The sequence below is a fragment of the Pseudoalteromonas sp. BSi20429 genome (assembly GCF_000238895.1).
Lineage (GTDB): Bacteria > Pseudomonadota > Gammaproteobacteria > Enterobacterales > Alteromonadaceae > Pseudoalteromonas > Pseudoalteromonas arctica.
Genome location: NZ_BADV01000036.1, coordinates 160203 through 177161 on the forward strand (window position 1 = coordinate 160203; position 16959 = coordinate 177161).

The 16959-nt window shown below is 38.7% G+C and carries 15 protein-coding genes; 13 read left to right on the plus strand and 2 right to left on the minus strand.

All coding sequences use genetic code 11. The features are described from left to right. Positions 1-133: 133 nt before the first annotated feature. From P20429_RS11320 to hflX, 6 genes are all read left to right on the plus strand, one after another. Positions 134-1351 (plus strand): lipoprotein-releasing ABC transporter permease subunit, encoded by a 1218-nt coding sequence (locus tag P20429_RS11320; protein WP_007582670.1) that lies wholly within the window; start codon positions 134-136, stop codon positions 1349-1351. Beyond that, on the plus strand, positions 1344-2042 hold the full coding sequence (gene lolD, locus P20429_RS11315; RefSeq protein ID WP_007375330.1) for a lipoprotein-releasing ABC transporter ATP-binding protein LolD: 699 nt from the start codon (positions 1344-1346) through the stop codon (positions 2040-2042). The genes P20429_RS11320 and lolD overlap by 8 nt, the downstream gene beginning before the upstream one ends. Continuing rightward, positions 2032-3276 (plus strand): lipoprotein-releasing ABC transporter permease subunit, encoded by a 1245-nt coding sequence (locus P20429_RS11310; protein WP_007582673.1) that lies wholly within the window; start codon positions 2032-2034, stop codon positions 3274-3276. Before lolD ends, P20429_RS11310 begins: the two co-directional genes overlap by 11 nt. Positions 3277-3393: 117 nt before the next feature. Continuing rightward, a complete protein-coding gene (locus tag P20429_RS11305; protein WP_002960721.1) occupies positions 3394-3867 on the plus strand; it encodes a DUF1456 family protein in 474 nt (157 codons plus the stop codon). A 373-nt stretch (positions 3868-4240) separates the two neighbouring features. Beyond that, on the plus strand, positions 4241-5593 hold the full coding sequence (gdhA, locus tag P20429_RS11300; RefSeq protein WP_007582676.1) for an NADP-specific glutamate dehydrogenase: 1353 nt from the start codon (positions 4241-4243) through the stop codon (positions 5591-5593). A 198-nt stretch (positions 5594-5791) separates the two neighbouring features. Beyond that, positions 5792-7141 carry a GTPase HflX gene (hflX, locus tag P20429_RS11295; protein ID WP_007582678.1) on the plus strand — a complete coding sequence of 450 codons (1350 nt, stop codon included), beginning with the start codon at positions 5792-5794 and terminating at the stop codon, positions 7139-7141. A 152-nt stretch (positions 7142-7293) separates the two neighbouring features. Here hflX and P20429_RS11290 read toward each other — a convergent pair whose 3' ends face one another. Continuing rightward, positions 7294-9027, minus strand: coding sequence for an AMP-binding protein (locus P20429_RS11290; RefSeq protein ID WP_007582680.1), 1734 nt, complete (start codon positions 9025-9027; stop codon positions 7294-7296). Positions 9028-9212: 185 nt separating this feature from the next. Continuing rightward, positions 9213-9659 carry a DUF3010 family protein gene (locus tag P20429_RS11285; RefSeq protein WP_007582681.1) on the minus strand — a complete coding sequence of 149 codons (447 nt, stop codon included), beginning with the start codon at positions 9657-9659 and terminating at the stop codon, positions 9213-9215. Positions 9660-10014: 355 nt separating this feature from the next. On the opposite strand from P20429_RS11285, the gene thrS reads away from it, so the two are divergent. The 7 genes from thrS (at position 10015) to P20429_RS11255 (ending at position 16847) form a co-directional block, all read left to right on the plus strand. After that, entirely contained in the window at positions 10015-11925 is a 1911-nt protein-coding gene (gene thrS, locus P20429_RS11280; RefSeq protein WP_007582683.1) for a threonine--tRNA ligase, read from the plus strand. A 59-nt stretch (positions 11926-11984) separates the two neighbouring features. Beyond that, positions 11985-12545, plus strand: a complete 561-nt coding sequence (gene infC, locus P20429_RS11275) for a translation initiation factor IF-3 (protein ID WP_002960714.1) — start codon at positions 11985-11987, stop codon at positions 12543-12545. A gap of 212 nt (positions 12546-12757) precedes the next feature. Beyond that, positions 12758-12958 carry a 50S ribosomal protein L35 gene (gene rpmI, locus P20429_RS19410; RefSeq protein ID WP_002960713.1) on the plus strand — a complete coding sequence of 67 codons (201 nt, stop codon included), beginning with the start codon at positions 12758-12760 and terminating at the stop codon, positions 12956-12958. A gap of 15 nt (positions 12959-12973) precedes the next feature. Further along, positions 12974-13333: a 50S ribosomal protein L20 gene (gene rplT / locus P20429_RS11270; RefSeq protein ID WP_002960711.1), complete on the plus strand. Its 360-nt coding sequence runs from the start codon at positions 12974-12976 to the stop codon at positions 13331-13333. A gap of 487 nt (positions 13334-13820) precedes the next feature. Next, the gene (locus tag P20429_RS11265; RefSeq protein ID WP_007582684.1) at positions 13821-15638 is read left to right on the plus strand and encodes a M14 family metallopeptidase; all 1818 of its coding nucleotides are present in this window, start codon (positions 13821-13823) and stop codon (positions 15636-15638) included. 1 nt (position 15639) lies between these two features. Next, entirely contained in the window at positions 15640-16281 is a 642-nt protein-coding gene (locus P20429_RS11260; protein WP_007582685.1) for an MBL fold metallo-hydrolase, read from the plus strand. A 107-nt stretch (positions 16282-16388) separates the two neighbouring features. Beyond that, positions 16389-16847, plus strand: coding sequence for an Lrp/AsnC family transcriptional regulator (locus P20429_RS11255; RefSeq protein WP_007375323.1), 459 nt, complete (start codon positions 16389-16391; stop codon positions 16845-16847). Positions 16848-16959 lie beyond the last annotated feature (112 nt).

A 16959-nucleotide genomic window follows, 5' to 3' on the forward strand; every position in this document is an offset into this window, starting at 1 on the left:
TTAAATACATATTGCTGTAAATATAGCCAAGTATCAGATTTTTAAATTATTTCTTACATTTTACGCCATACCCAAAGGCACTTTTTTCGTGCTACTATTGCTCAATACTTTTACGATAAGTGTTAAAAATAATATGTTTCAACCGGTTAGCTTATTTATAGGGCTTAGATATAGTCGCTCCTCTAAAGGAAATGCGTTTATATCGTTTATTTCGTTTTTTTCTATTGCCGGTATCGCTATTGGTTTAATGGCATTATTTACCGTAAGCAGTGTAATGAACGGGTTTGAAAATAGCCTGAAAACCAATATGCTTGGACTTATTCCGCATGTTGAAGTTAGCGCAGGTAAACACACTGCCACCCAAATGAACACCCTAAAAACCGACCTCGAACAATCTCCTTATGTTGATCATGTAAGCTTATATCGCCACGGCGAAGCTATTTTGCAAACAAATAAAGACTTGCACGGCGTTTTACTACAAGGCCTTTATAACGATAGTGGTTCTTTGTATAAAATTACCGATAAAATAGTGCAAGGCGATTGGAAAACTGTATTAAACAAAAATTACAACATTGCTATAAGCCGTTATTTGAGTCGTAAATTAGGCGTTAGCGTGGGTGATAAGCTTCGCGTTATTATGCCTAATGCTTCAACGTATACACCTCTTGGGCGAGTACCCAGCCAGCGTTTATTTAAAGTTGCCGCAATATACGAAACCGGATCTGAGATAGATATGGCACTTGCGTTTACGAGTGGCGCTTCGCTACAACGGGTGTTAAAGCTGGATAAAAACACCGCCCCAAATTTGAGTGTTTCATTGCACGAACCTTTCGAACTAGATGAATTTATTGAAGCAAGCCAACGTATTTTAAAAGATCACAATTACAGTGATTGGCGCAGTACCCAAGGTACTCTATTTGCAGCCGTGGCTATGGAAAAGCGCATTATGTCTATGTTGCTTGCCCTCATTGTATTGGTGGCTGTATTTAATATTGTATCGGCATTAACCATGATGGTAAGCGAAAAACAAGGTGAAGTTGCCATACTACAAACGTTAGGTTTAACACCTTCGCAAGTGCAAAAAGTGTTTATGGTGCAAGGCCTATATAACGGCGTAATTGGTACCGCAATAGGCGCATTTTTAGGTGTAATATTTAGTTTATATATAAATGAGCTACTTGCATTAGTGGGCTTAAACTTATTGGCGGGTATAGAGCTTCCGATAAAATTTGATATTTTGAGTTTAGTAATAATAGCGTTTGCCAGTATTGCTATGAGCTTTTTAGCTACCTTATATCCTGCGCGTAAAGCCGCAAAAGTAAAACCAGCAGAGGTATTACGTTATGAATGATTTAGTAATTAGTTGTGAAAATTTAAGTAAAGTTTATCAAGATGGCAGCAACCAAGTTGAAGTATTAAAAGGTGTTGATTTAGCGCTGCAGCAAGGTGAAATGCTCGCTATTGTGGGGAGTTCTGGCTCTGGTAAAAGTACGCTTTTACACATACTTGGCACATTAGATACCGCAAGCTCAGGTAGCGCTAAAATTAAAAACCAAGAAGTTGCAAAACTTTCGCGAACAGAGCAAGCCGCATTTAGAAACCAAAACTTGGGCTTTATCTATCAATTTCATCACTTATTAATGGAGTTTAGCGCAGTTGAAAACGTAGCTATGCCATTATTAATTAAAGGCTTGAGTGCAAAAGAAGCCAAAGCTCAAGCGCTCGATATGCTCGAAAAAGTAGGCCTTGCACATCGCAGCTCGCATAAACCGTCTGCGCTTTCTGGTGGAGAGCGCCAACGCGTGGCTATTGCCCGAGCACTGGTTACAAAACCTGCGCTTGTGCTTGCTGATGAACCAACCGGTAATTTAGATAAACAAAATGCGATTAAAATTTACGATTTAATTAATGAGCTTAACCAAAGCTTAAACACCAGTTTTGTGGTAGTTACACACGATTTAGAACTTGCCGATAAGCTAGGCAAAATAGCTTATTTAGACGATGGAAAACTAGCTATTAAAGAGTCGCAGCATGTTGCTTAGTGCATTTTTAAGTAAACGTTTTAGAGCCTATTCAGGCCACAAAGATGAAAAAAACGGCTTTGTTAGTTTTATCGCTAAAGCGTCGACTATTGGTATTTTATTAGGTGTCGCGGTTTTAATTGTGGCGCTGTCGGTAATTAATGGTTTTGAGCAGCAACTAGTACATAGATTGCTAAGTGTTGTACCGCAGGTTGAATATGTAGCACCAAGTAGACCCATTGCAAATTGGTCGCAAAAGGTTGAGGATTTACAAACACAACCTCACGTAACAGGGGCTGCGCCATTTATTGCCGTTAACGGAATGGCACAATATAAAAGCCAGCTAAAAGCGATAGAAATTCGGGGTGTTGAGCCATCGCTAGAGAGTAATGTATCAGCGGTAAACCAGTTTACCAGTGGTAAATTAGTCAGTCAGCTAGGCCTTGACGATGTAATTTTAGGTAAGCAAATAGTAAAACAGTTAGATGCAAAAGTAGGCGACAACATTACGTTACTTATTCCGCAAATTGGCCAAAAAGGTCAATCATTATTAGCGCCTAAACGCGTAACACTTAACCTTGCAGGTGTTATAGAAATGGGCGGACCGATTGATAGTACCGCTGCATTTATACATCTTAACAAAGCACAGCAAACATTGGGTTACGATGAAACCCAAGTAACAGGGCTGCGTTTAAGTGTTGATGATGTGTTTTCGGCGCACCAAATAGCGCTAAAAGTGGGCCAAACTATTGACGACTACGTGTATATTTCTAGTTGGTTCAGAACCCAAGGCAGCCTTTATCAAGATATTCAAATGGTACGTACCATTGTTTATATTGTGGTGTTTTTAATTATAGCGGTAGCCAGTTTTAATATTGTGTCCTCTTTAGTGATGGAAGTACGCGAAAAACAAGGCAATATCGCAATTTTAAAAACCATGGGCGCGAAAGACAGTACTATTTTAGCCACCTTTGTAATGCAGGGCTTAATGCAAGCATTTGTAGGCGTGGCACTAGGAACACTAATTGGCGTGGTATTAGCGCTTAATATAAGTGAGCTTTTTACGTGGATAAGCCAATTATTTGGAGCCAATCCACTTGAGGGCGTTTATTTTATAGAGTTTTTACCAAGTAAATTAGTACTTGAAGACATTGGTATTACAGTGATTGTTACGTTTGTGCTTGCGATACTTGCCACTATTTATCCTGCATGGCAAGCAACGCGCGTAGATCCTGCCAAGGTGCTTGGTAACTAGGTATAAGAAGCTCAGATAAAAATTAATAGGGTGGTATTAGTAAACCTGTTAAACTAGGTGCTTATTTAAAATTAAGCAATAACTGCTTGGTTGCTATACCTCACTTTGGGATTTACTTTGACTAATAACGATATTTTACGCCGCATTCGCTACACTTTTAACTTAACTGATACTGCTATGGTCAATGTTTTTGCATCAGCAGAGCATACGGTCACCAAAGAGCAAGTAATTGCATGGTTAACTAAAGAAGGTGAAGAGGCTTTTACCCCAATAAGTGATACTGAGTTTGCTAGCTTTTTAAATGGGTTTATTAATACCCAACGTGGCAAACGCGAAGGTGAGCAACCAGAGCCTGAGAAAAAGTTAAACAACAATATTATCTTTATGAAGCTACGTATTGCTTTAAATATGAAAGCAGAAGATGTTATAGCAACACTTGCACTTGTTGATTTTGACTTAAGTAAACATGAGTTAAGCGCATTTTCTCGTAAAGTAGATAACAAACATTACCGTGTTTGTAACGATCAAATATTACGCTTGTTTTTAACCGGCGTACAAAAGCAGCACCGTCCAGAAGAGTCTGCTGAGTAACTGGTTTTAGCTAATTAGCTTTTAGTTAATGGGTTTTTTGCGAGCGCAATGCAGTATAAAGCCCATTAATTGTTATATTTTTAAACAAACCCACACCTAACCTAATACTTCTAAAATTCCCTTTTGAAAATATAAAAACTCACTTGGCACTGTTTTAATTTTAAATCTGTGAATTTAAATTCATCTTTAATAAATAAAAATTAAGCTTCCAATCAAAAATAATTCACGTAGCTCGCGTTAAATATCTCAATTTTTCATGCTAAGGTAATAGTTAATTATATTAAATTAAGACCTTAAAGCATGAATCATAAACTTGATCACGTTTACTTTAACATCTGATAAATACTTTTATTATTAACACGGAAGAATAATTATGAATTATATCCATAGCACAATCGCACAATTAAAAAATAGTAGTCCTGCACAATGCGAGTTTTATCAAGCTGTTGAAGAAGTACTTGAATCACTCGAACCTATCTTAGAAAACTCAGAAAAATACAAAAAAAATGCCATTATACAACGCTTAGTTGAGCCCGAACGCCAAATTATGTTTAGAGTTCCCTGGGTTGATGACGAAGGCAATATTCAGGTAAATAAAGGCTACAGAATTGAGTTTAACTCTGCACTTGGCCCCTATAAAGGTGGCTTACGTTTTCACCCAAGTGTGAATGCCAGCATAATTAAATTTTTAGGGTTTGAGCAAATATTTAAAAATGCTTTAACAGGTTTACCGATCGGTGGTGGTAAAGGCGGGGCAAACTTTGATCCAAAAGGGCGCTCAGATGCTGAAATAATGCGTTTTTGCCAATCATTTATGAGCGAGCTCTATCGCCATATTGGCCCTACAACCGACGTACCCGCTGGAGACATTGGAGTAGGGGCGAGAGAAATAGGTTACTTGTTTGGTCAATATAAGCGTTTGACTGGGCGCTATGAAGGTGTTTTAACAGGTAAAAGCTTATTGTGGGGTGGATCGCTTGTACGAAAAGAAGCCACGGGATACGGCGCTGTTTATTTTGCTGACTACATGCTGCAAGCGCGCGGCGATAGCCTACAAGGTAAGCGCTGCTTGGTCTCGGGCGCAGGTAATGTTGCTATTTATGCAATGGAAAAGCTTTATCAAATGGGGGCAACACCAGTAAGTTGCAGCGACTCTCGTGGCACTGTGTATCATGAGTCGGGTATAGATTTAAATCTTATTAAATGTTTGAAAGAGCAATCGCGTGATTGCTTGAGCGTATATAAACAAACTCACCCCGATGCTATTTATATTTCTGTAAATGACTACCCTAAAGATGGGCACGCTGTTTGGCGCTTTAATGCCGACGCTGCTTTTCCATGCGCCACACAAAATGAATTAACACAGGCAGACGCTAACGCATTATTATCCGGCGGTTGTTTATTAGTAAGTGAAGGCGCAAACATGCCTTCAACAAAAGAGGCTATTGATTGCTTTATTGCTGCAAAAATTGCGTATGGACCAGGTAAAGCGGCCAATGCCGGCGGCGTTGCAACAAGCCAATTAGAAATGGCGCAAAATGCGAGCATGCAAAGTTGGACCTTTGAAGAAGTTGACGAAAAGCTAAAACAAATTATGAAAAATATATTTGTTACCGCTAACGACACCGCTACAGAATTTGGTGAGCCTGGAAACCTTTTATTAGGCGCTAACATTGCAGGCTTTAGGCGCGTTGCAGATGCAATGATTGAGCAGGGTGTCGTTTAATATTAAAGCTGAACAATAAGGCTTTAATATAATGTGATTTTAAAACTAGCCATAAAATTGAGTATATTATGGTTAGTTTTAAATATTAACGCCATTAGTGAACTATAACCCTATAAAGCTGGGCTATAACAGCGTAGGATCAAGTTACTTTCGAATGAAAATTAGGTTTGCACTTTAGGTGCATTAAGACAAAAAATTATGCAACTAACTGCAAAACCATCACTTCCTAATGCGTTACTTATTTCTATTAGTACACCACAATTTAAAGGTGACGAAGCAACAGAGTCGCTTGCAGAGCTTGCTCGTTTGGTAACTACGTTAGGCTTTAAAGTAGTAGGTACACAATCGCAAAAGCAAAGTTCTACCCAAAAAGTTAATGTACTGGGCTCAGGAAAACTAGCTGAAATAGCACACCTTACCGGCAATAAAGGGATGGTTGAAAACGAGCAAGAAGATGATTTACTTGATGAAGACCCTTTAACCGAAATATCCTCAGAAATTCCATCAGACGAACTTGATTTTGCATGTGCTGATGTAGTGGTATTTGACTGTGATTTAACGCCTTCTCAACTACGTAATGTTGAGAACCAGCTGGGTGTAGAAGTATTTGATCGCACCGGTATTATCATTGAAATATTTAGCCGTCATGCGCGTACTAAAACTGCAAAATTACAAGTTGAAATTGCTCGCCTTAATTATGTCGCGCCACGACTGCGTGAAACATCAACAGGTGATAAAGAACGCCAAATGGGTAAAGGTGCGGGTGAAACCACACTTGAGCTTAATCGCCGTAAGGTGCGCGATCAGTTAGCAGAATTAAAGCGCGAACTTGTTAGTGTTCAAGATGTAATGATGGACAGACGTACGCAGCGCTCTGAGCTATTCTCAGTGGCTTTAATTGGTTATACCAATGCGGGCAAGTCATCAATGATGCGCGCAATTACAGGTAGTGATGTAGAAGGCGAAAATAAACTCTTTGCAACGCTAGATACCACTGTTCGCGCGCTGTATCCGATTACGCAGCCACGTATATTGGTTTCAGATACGGTTGGTTTTATTAAAAAATTACCTCATGATTTGGTTGCTTCATTTCATTCAACGCTCGCTGAGGCACATGATGCGTCGTTATTGTTGTATGTTGTAGATGCTTCAGATCCTTCTTTTCGCTCACAACTTGAAGTAGTACATAAAGTATTGGCAGAAGTTGGGGTGGAAGGCAGCAAAAAATTATTAGTACTGAATAAGTCAGACCAATTAAGTACTGAGCAGCAGAAGTCGCTAATGGATGAATTTCCTGATGCGATGATGACCTCTACACGTAATCCAGATGATATTAGTAAACTGCACAAATACATTATTGGCATTGCTCAAGAGGACATGATTGAAGAAGAGATTGTTATACCGTACACAGCTAAAGGTATTGTGGGCGAAATTCGATCGAGTATGAGTGTTGTTAAAGAAGAATATGAATACAGCCATATTAAATTAACAGTGCGCTCGAGTGCGATTGATTTAGAACGTTTAAAAAAGAGAATGTTGAATTTATAATAAATTCAGTACAATTCAGTACATAAAAAGCACAGCCAATTGGCTGTGCTTTTTAGTGTTAGTCCTAATATACGTAAATTTAACGCTGCTAGCGCTAAATATAGCTCTGAGATAAATTCCCTACCCAGAGCCTCAGTTACTTAGAGACGAAACTAGGAAAAAGCGTTGTCGCTTAGCTCTTCTTGCATTTGCTCGCGCATTTTAAATTTTTGCAGTTTACCTGTTACTGTCATTGGATAGTTTTCTACAAAGCGGATATGTCGTGGCATTTTAAAGTAGGCTAGTTCGTCTTTTAAAAACTCACGAATTGCTTGCTCATCAAGTACAGCATCTTCTTTTGGTTGGATCCAAGCGCACACTTCCTCGCCATATCTTTCATCTGTTATACCAAATATGGCAGCATCTTGAATGCCCGGGTAGGTGTAAAGTACTTCTTCTATTTCTCGAGGGTAAATGTTTTCGCCGCCACGAATAATCATATCTTTAATACGGCCAACAATAGTGACAAACCCTTCTGTATCCATGACACCTAAATCGCCAGAGTGTAGCCAACCGTTGTCATCTATTGTGGCTTTTGTTTTAGCATCGTCATTCCAATAGCAGCGCATTATACCTGCACCTTTACTACACACTTCGCCAGGTTGACCAATTTGTTGAATGTTACCCAACTCGTCAATAATTTTAACCTCGGTATGGGCAAGTGCGCGGCCAACCGTCGTTACTTGCCGCTCTATTGAAGAGTCTGTTTCGGTAATGTTGTTTATGGGGCTGCACTCAGTTTGCCCGTAAGCAATCAGTACTTGATGCATGTTCATTTGTGTTTGTACTTTGCGCATTACTTGCTCTGGGCATGTAGAGCCTGCCATTACACCCGTGCGTAAAGTACTTAAGTCATAATCGTTAAAATTACTTAGCTCAAGCTCACTAATAAACATGGTAGGTACACCGTGCAGCGCTGTACATCCTTCTTGTTGAACTACATCTAGTGTGGTTTTTGCATCGAACGAATCACCTGGGTAAATGGCTGCTGCACCTTTACTAACACACAATAAGCTACCCAATACCATTGCAAAGCAATGATATAACGGGATAGGGATACATAACTTGTCATCGCTCGTAAAGTGCATAGATTCGGCGACGAATAGCGCATTATTTAAAATGTTTTTATGAGTGAGCGTTGCGCCTTTTGGGTTGCCTGTTGTGCCTGATGTAAATTGTATATTGATGTCTTGCTCAGCATTTAAGTTTGCACCTATTGCTTTTAATTCAAGCTCATGTGCTGGTGTTGGCAAGTTAATAACATCATTAAAAGAGTACATACCAGGAGATGCTTCATCGCCAATGCGGATTATATTTTTAAGAGTGGGTAGTGCTTTTAAATTAAGTGTGTCTTTATCGCAAGTTGCAAGTTCTGGAGCCAAACCATTGAGCATTTCTAAATAATCACTGCCTTTAAAGTTTGATGCTGTGATTAGAGTAGAGCATTCAACACTATTTAAGGCATATTGTAATTCGTTAGGGCGATACGCAGGGTTGATGCAAACCATTATTGCGCCAATTTTGGCTGTTGCAAATTGGGTTAAGCACCACTCAATATTATTAGGAGACCAAATACCAACACGCTCGCCTGGTTTCACGCCAAGTGCCAGCAACCCCATAGCAAGTTGATTAACTTCTTTTTGAAATTCTTTATACGTTAAGCGAATACCCTGGTGATGAACTACAACAGCTAACGCCTCTGGATTTTTGTCGACAATAAAGTCAAAGTACTCCCCGATAGTCGAATTTGTTAAAGGTGTGCTTTGTATACCTTTAAAATAGCTTTGCGATAACGGTAAGTGATTTATTTGTTCTACTTCTTTTACCGCAATAGTGTGTGTGTGCATTGCTCTCTCCATGAAAATGTGTGTGAGTTATGTAAACTACAAAGTTAAAATAAACACATATTGTCGACAAAGAGAAGTGCAGTTAGACTAATGTATTATTAGATTAATAAAAGCTAATACTACTTTTTAGACACAAAAAAACGCGTCTTACAATGTAAGTACGCGTTTTTAAACGAGTAATGAGTTTACATTTCGTCGCTGCGGTATGTTTTTTTCATTATGTAAACGTAAGCGTTTACAAATGCATTTTCTTGGTACTTTTTAAGACCTGTTTCTTCAAAATCAATAGGAATAGGATTACGCTTTACCTGTTCTTTAATTTCAGTTGTGGTAAATAAACGTACGTCTAAATTGTCGATTAATTGAATCGCAGTTTCCATTTTGAATCCCTTTGCGCTGCCAGCAAATTTACCTTTAGGCTGACGCTCACGGATTGCAACAGAATCAATTTGGTAATCTTGCATTAGTTTTGCAAAATCGAATTGAAATTTACGCATTACTTCAGTGTCGTTACCGTTACCTAAGGTAAAGCGTGTTTGGCGCACATCGCGAATATCAAATACGTCATTATCTTTACTTAAAATACAAAGTAGTACATCACTACCGGTAATTTCTACACCACATGTTCTCATGTCTATTCTCTAAAATAACTTAATTACGCAGTATTATACGCAACACACATTAAAATGCGAGTGTAGGTATAGTTGTAGGTGCGTAATTAGTGCGTTGATGCTTTTATATTTTAATGAAATGATTTTTTTTGCTCTAAAAGTTACATTTTGTGCTCAAAACGGGTGGATTTCACCCCTTAAAACTTGTAATTAAATGCGCAGCACGCGACAATATATCTTTGTAGTTGAATAGACTCTGCATCTACATTTATTAGTCAATGCTTATTCGTAAAAGCGTTGTCGAGTCATTCTCATTTAATTTATTAAAAATACACGTGATACATTGTAGGTGTCACCACTGTAGCAAGGATTTATAATGCCAGTTATTACTCTTCCAGACGGAAGTCAACGTAGTTTTGAAAACCCTGTAAGCACGCTTGATGTTGCAAACGATATTGGCCCTGGTTTAGCTAAAGCGACCATTGCGGGTCGTGTTAATGGCGACCGTGTTGATGCATGTGATTTAATTAGTGAAGACTCTCGTCTTGAGATCATTACCGCTAAAGACGATGACGGCCTTGAAATCATTCGTCACTCTTGTGCTCACTTAATTGGTCATGCAGTTAAGCAACTTTTCCCAGACGCGAAAATGGCAATTGGTCCTACCATTGATAACGGTTTTTACTACGATATCGATATGGAACATTCATTATCACAAGATGATCTTGAAGCAATTGAAAAGCGTATGTTGCAACTTGCAAAAACCAACTACGACGTAGTGAAAAAAACAGTAAGCTGGCAAGAAGCACGCGATACATTTGAAGCGCGTGGCGAAACATACAAAATAGAAATTCTGGACGAAAACATCGCTAAAGATGACCGCCCAGGGTTATATCATCACGAAGAATATGTAGACATGTGTCGTGGACCTCACGTTCCTAACATGAAATTTTGCCAAAACTTCAAAATAATGAAAGTTGCGGGTGCATATTGGCGTGGTGATTCAGAAAACAAAATGCTACAACGCATTTACGGCACAGCGTGGGGCGATAAAAAGCAACTTAAAGCGTATTTAAAACGCCTTGAAGAAGCTGAAAAACGCGATCACCGCCGTATTGGTAAAGCGCTTGATTTATGGCATTGGCAAGAAGAAGCGCCAGGCATGGTATTTTGGCACAACGATGGTTGGAGCATTTACCGCGAGCTTGAAGAATTTGTACGTGAAAAGTTACGCGAATATGAGTACGAAGAAGTAAAAGGTCCAATGATGATGGACCGTTCACTTTGGGAAAAATCAGGTCACTGGGAAAAATATTCAGAAGCAATGTTTACCACTGAGTCTGAAAAGCGTGAATACGCGATTAAACCAATGAACTGCCCAGGACATGTGCAGATCTTTAACCAGGGTTTAAAATCGTACCGTGATTTACCACTTCGTATGGCTGAATTTGGTTGTTGTCATCGTAATGAACCATCAGGTGCACTACACGGTTTAATGCGTGTACGTGGCTTTACACAAGATGATGCTCACATTTTCTGTACCGAAGAGCAGATAATGGACGAAGTTTCAGCGTGTATTAAGATGGTTTATGATACATATGAAACATTCGGATTTGAGAAGATTGTAGTTAAGCTATCTACTCGCCCAGAACAACGCATTGGTGAAGACCATATGTGGGATAAAGCAGAGCTTGCTTTAGCCGAAGCACTTAAGCTAAACGATATTGAATTTGATTATCTTCCGGGTGAAGGCGCGTTTTATGGTCCAAAGATTGAATTTACTTTATACGATTGTTTAGACAGAGCGTGGCAGTGTGGTACAGTGCAATTAGACTTTGCATTACCGGGTCGTTTAGGCGCTACTTATGTAGCAGAAAATAACGAACGTCGTACACCTGTAATGATACATCGTGCTATTTTAGGTTCTATTGAACGCTTTATTGGCATTTTAACTGAAGAGTACGCTGGTTTATTCCCGACGTGGCTTGCGCCAAAGCAAGTGGTAATTATGAATATTACCGATAAACAGGCTCCTTATGTTAAAGAAGTTGTACAAAAATTAAATAAACTTGGAATTAGAGCCGCTGCTGACTTGAGAAATGAGAAGATTGGCTTTAAAATCCGTGAGCATACATTGAAGCGTATTCCATACTTGCTTGTTGTTGGCGATAAAGAAGTTGAACAACAAGAAGTAGCAGTGCGTACTCGCACAGGTGAAGACCTAGGCAAATTTAATGTCGATGATTTTGTAGCTAAAATTAGCGAAGAAATTAAAAATCGACAGTAAAAATCGAGCGTGTAAGGCATTAACAAACAGCCAATTACACGCTTATATTATTGATATTCTTGGAGGAACGTACTATTAGAGGCGGCAAGAAAGGGCAACAAACAGCTCAAAAAAATCGTATTAACGAAGAAATTACAGCGCAAGAAGTTCGTTTAATTGACATTGAAGGCGAACAAGCTGGAATTCAGTCATTACAAGACGCGCAAACTATGGCCGATGCAGCGGGTGTTGATCTTGTTGAGATCAGTCCAAACGCTGAGCCGCCTGTTTGTAGAATCATGGATTACGGTAAGTTCATCTTTGAAAAAAGCAAAGAACTAAAAGAGCAGAAGAAGAAGCAAAAGCAAATCCAGATAAAAGAAATCAAATTCCGTCCTGGTACGGATGAAGGTGATTATCAGGTTAAGCTTCGCAACTTACGTAAGTTCTTAGAAGCTGGCGATAAAGCTAAGATTACTATCCGCTTCCGTGGTCGTGAAATGGCTCACCAAGAAATTGGTATAGAATTATTAAACCGTATCAAAGCCGATTTAGAAGAACTTGCAGTAGTTGAGTCTTTCCCAAATCGTGTTGAAGGTCGCCAAATGGTTATGATGATGGCGCCTGTTGCTAAAAAATAATTTTTAAGCGATAATACGCACCGAAATTAGCTCAGGTCTGCAAGTAATATGCGAATATTCACCTGAGTTAACCGGTATTAAAGTAAGATTGCGGCATTTATGCTGGGTCTTCACCGGAACATGGCAGTAAGTTAGGCCTAAAAGTGGAGCTATAGAAATATATCTCACGCCTGCTTACTAATTTAAAAGCAATACAATTTGGAGTTATTGCAATGGCTTATAAGCTAAAAAGTCACAGTGGCGCTGCTAAGCGTTTCAAAAAGACTGCTTCTGGCGGTTTCAAGCGTAAACAAGCGCATCTTCGTCATATTCTGACTAAGAAAACTTCTAAGCGTAAGTTACACCTACGTCCTAAGATGATGGTTCATAAAAATGACCATGGTCTAGTTTCACGTATGTTACCGTTCGCTTAATAGGGGTTTTTAGAAATGGCAAGAGTTAAACGCGGCGTTGTCGCACGTGCACGTCACAAAAAAGTTTTAAAACAAGCAAAAGGTTACTACGGAGCACGTTCACGTGTTTACCGCGTAGCTTTCCAGGCTGTTACTAAAGCGGGTCAATACGCTTACCGTGACCGTCGTGCGAAGAAACGTACTTTCCGTCAATTATGGATTGCACGTATCAATGCTGCTTCACGTCAAAATGGTCTGTCTTACAGCCGTTTTATCAATGGTCTTAAAAAGACATCTGTAGAAATCGATCGTAAGATCCTTGCAGATATCGCTGTTTATGATCAAGTTGCATTCGCAGCGCTTGTAGAAAAAGCAAAAGAAGGCCTAGCCGCTTAAGCTTTTTCATATAAGTATTAAAAAAGGAGCCTATGGCTCCTTTTTTTGTGCCTGTAATTTAATAACTTACACTTTTTTATAGCTGAGCTAAATCGGCTTTTTCAAATTAATACCCATCTGCTTATATTAGCTCTATTTATCGATAAAAAGATACGTTAGAGCAGGGCGAAATTCACTATTTAGTTGTTCTTGGCAATTGCTCCATCATTACTCACTTTCCTGGATCCATGCGGACGTATATCAGACATTTTTGGCGCTGTTAGCGTCAGATGTAATCCTTTAAATTGATTAAGTATTTTTACGAGTTGGTATAAATAGTAATGTAATGAATTACTGTACATTAATAACGTTATATAGCCTTAAAAGACAGGTGTGAATGAGTGACATGTAATTGGCTGCATTTTTTTGTTGAATCACCGCAGTTTCCTCATTATAAAAAATTTAGTTGATATAATTTATATAATTAAGGCGTTTGTTAGAGAATTTTATGTTTGCAAGTTTACTAGTTTTATCTGCAAGTGTGGCGTATGACGCACACTTACCTCCATTAATTGAGTGGCAGGGGAAAAGCGTAGAGCTTTTACAAAAACAAGGGCCGTTAACTACAGATTTTGAGCTGTCAGCAGGTGAAGCGTCGCCAGATTATGCAAATACAATGGCATTTGTTGATAGGTTAGTTGCTGCAAACCCTACTCAGTTTCAATCTCAAACCATTGGCTATAGTAATAGCAAGCGTGCAATAAAAATGTTGATTGCCAGTGAACAAGGTTTTTTTGAAGCAAGGCAAATGGCTAATAGCACTAAGCCAACTATTTTTATTCAGGCAGGAATACATTCTGGTGAAATAGACGGTAAAGATGCCATGTTTATGTTGCTTAGAGATATAGCGACGGGTAAGCGCCGTGACATTTTAAAAAAGGTAAACATATTATTTATTCCTATTTTAAATGTAGATGGACACGAACGTAGCAGTGCATTCAATCGCATCAATCAACGGGGCCCTACAAAAATGGGCTTTAGAACAAATGCTAATAACCTTAATTTAAATCGTGATTTTACTAAATTAGATACCCCAGAAGTTAGAAGTGTTCTAAAGGTTATTAACGACTACAACCCAAATTTATACATTGATGTACACGTAACCGACGGCGCAGATTACCAATACGATGTGACTTATGGCTACAATCCGGTATTTTCAAGCGAGTCGCCTGCGGTATCTGATGCACTAAACCAGTTTTTTAAGCCTCTGATTGACGATACGCTAGCTAAGCAAGGGCACATGCCAGGGCCACTTGTTTTTGTTATGGACAAGCGCGACTTTAAAAAAGGATTAGCGGGATGGGTTGCTACGCCGCGCTTTTCAAATGGTTGGGGTGATTTAAAGTCATTACCGACTATTTTAGTTGAAAATCATTCATTGAAGCCTTACAAGCAACGTGTATTAGGAACTTACGTATTTTTAGATGGTGCTATTACTGCGCTATCAAAGCACAGTCATGAATTAGCTAATGCAGTAAAAAAAGAACAGGAATTTGTTCCTAAACAGTTAATAGTAAAGCGTGGCTATTCCAAGCAAGCTGATACGATTGCGCAGTTTAAAGGTATTGAGTATTCATCAAGCATGAATGCGCTCTCAGGCCAAAATGAAGTGAAGTATTTGGGTAAAGCACATACATATACCGACTTACCTATTTATTGGCAAAAAGATGTACAACATACAGTTGAAGTACCTAAAGCTTTTTTTATTCCGCCTGTATATCGCAATATTATTAAGAAACTAAAGTTACATGGTGTCTCTATTAATAAACTTGAAGGGGCAAACACACAGCCTTTAAAAGTAGCAAAGGTGGCAGACTACACGTTTGATAAAGCACCATTTGAAGGCCGTTTTAGAGTGTCAGCAAGTTTTGATTATGTCCCTGCTATAAATGTAGATTTAGATGGTTGGTATCAAGTCAATACTCAACAAAAAGCAGGTGAGCTTGCTGTGCATTTATTGCACCCTGAAGCACCAGATTCGTTTTTTGCATGGGGGGAATTTAATACTATTTTTCAGCGTACTGAGTACATGGAAAACTATGCACTAATTCCGTTTGCACGCCAAATGCTAAAGGACAATCCAAAGCTAGCGCTTAAGTTTGATGAAAAGCTTAAAGATAAATCGTTCGCAAGCGACGCTGATGCGAGATTAAACTGGTTATATGAGCAAAGTCCATTTTATGATCAAGCGTACTTAAAGTACCCAATATTGATGTCATTTGAAGAAGAAGTTGTTATCCCGGATCAAAAAAGTAAAGAAATCTAATATGCAAATTATAACCATACCCGTCACTGCATTTGCACAAAATAGTCGTATTATTTGGTGTAGTGAAACTAAACAAGCCGTAGTCATAGACCCAGGTGGCGACCCTAATAAAATAGTAGCAGCCCTTAATGAGCATAAACTAGAATTAAGTGCTATTTGGTTAACGCACGGGCATTTAGATCATGTGGGTGGGGCTGATATTTTACGTAATCAATTTAACGTACAAATTATTGGCCCACAAAAAGATGAGTGCTTCTGGTTTGAAAACTTACCTATGCAAGCACAAATGTTCGGGTTTAAACCCATTGAGCCTTTTTATCCGGATATTTGGCTAAACCATAACGACACCGTTAGCGTAGGTAAACTTAGCTTTTTAGTGAAGCATTGCCCAGGGCATACACCTGGTCATATTGTGTTTTATCAACAAGACTATGAATGCGTTATTGTAGGTGATGTTATTTTTAAAGGCTCAGTAGGGCGAACTGATTTCCCTAAGGGGAACAGCGAACAACTTATAGAGTCGATTAAGACGCATATTCTAACCTTACCTGATAATACTAAAATATTGGCAGGGCATGGGAGCGACACTACGGTTGGATTTGAAAAACAAACAAATCCTTTTTTGAGTGGTAAGTTTGGTTAAGTTACTTATTTGAAGTTTGGCAAACTGCATAAAAATTAAAAATAAGCAGACTGAGTTTTAAAATGGTTGTATAATTTAACCAGTTTATTTGATAAATAAGAAATAAAATGTCTCTAAATCACGTAGATCGCCAAATATTGGCACTTTTACAACAAGATGCTAGTTTATCAACCGCAGAAATTGCTGATAAAGTAGGCTTGTCTCAATCTCCATGCTGGCGTCGAATTGCCAAGCTAGAGCAAGATGGTTATATAAAAAGCAAAGTGGCTCTTTTAGATGAGAAAAAACTTGGCTTTGATATGCTTGTATATGCACATGTGCGTTTATCAAATCACGGTAAAAAGAACCTTGCTGAATTTGAAAAACTTATAATGAGTTATGATCAAGTAACAGAGTGTTACACCATGGCTGGAACAATGGACTTTATGCTACGCATAATTTCACAAGGCATAGAAGGTTATGAGCACTTTGTACGCGATAATTTACTAAGCTTAGAATATGTACAAGAAGTACATTCTAATGTAACAATGACATGTGTAAAACGTAGTACTTCCCTCCCTTTATAAAAGCACTTCTTTTAAAAGCTAAACCTCTTTTAGTTTAGTTTAACCACATAATGACAATTGTTAACTGAGCGCTAATTTGGTAGAATTTAGCGCTTTTTTTGATACCCATTAC

Bases quoted from the DNA above. Each gene is read 5' to 3' on its own strand.
- P20429_RS11320 (WP_007582670.1), top strand. From the start codon at position 134: ATGTTTCAACCGGTTAGCTTATTTATAGGGCTTAGATATAGTCGCTCC.
- P20429_RS11255 (WP_007375323.1), top strand. From the start codon at position 16,389: ATGTCTCTAAATCACGTAGATCGCCAAATATTGGCACTTTTACAACAA.
- P20429_RS11310 (WP_007582673.1), top strand. From the start codon at position 2,032: ATGTTGCTTAGTGCATTTTTAAGTAAACGTTTTAGAGCCTATTCAGGC.
- P20429_RS11285 (WP_007582681.1), bottom strand. From the start codon at position 9,659: ATGAGAACATGTGGTGTAGAAATTACCGGTAGTGATGTACTACTTTGT.
- gdhA (WP_007582676.1), top strand. From the start codon at position 4,241: ATGAATTATATCCATAGCACAATCGCACAATTAAAAAATAGTAGTCCT.
- lolD (WP_007375330.1), top strand. From the start codon at position 1,344: ATGAATGATTTAGTAATTAGTTGTGAAAATTTAAGTAAAGTTTATCAA.
- rpmI (WP_002960713.1), top strand. From the start codon at position 12,758: ATGGCTTATAAGCTAAAAAGTCACAGTGGCGCTGCTAAGCGTTTCAAA.
- rplT (WP_002960711.1), top strand. From the start codon at position 12,974: ATGGCAAGAGTTAAACGCGGCGTTGTCGCACGTGCACGTCACAAAAAA.
- P20429_RS11260 (WP_007582685.1), top strand. From the start codon at position 15,640: ATGCAAATTATAACCATACCCGTCACTGCATTTGCACAAAATAGTCGT.
- P20429_RS11265 (WP_007582684.1), top strand. From the start codon at position 13,821: ATGTTTGCAAGTTTACTAGTTTTATCTGCAAGTGTGGCGTATGACGCA.
- thrS (WP_007582683.1), top strand. From the start codon at position 10,015: ATGCCAGTTATTACTCTTCCAGACGGAAGTCAACGTAGTTTTGAAAAC.
- hflX (WP_007582678.1), top strand. From the start codon at position 5,792: ATGCAACTAACTGCAAAACCATCACTTCCTAATGCGTTACTTATTTCT.
- P20429_RS11290 (WP_007582680.1), bottom strand. From the start codon at position 9,027: ATGCACACACACACTATTGCGGTAAAAGAAGTAGAACAAATAAATCAC.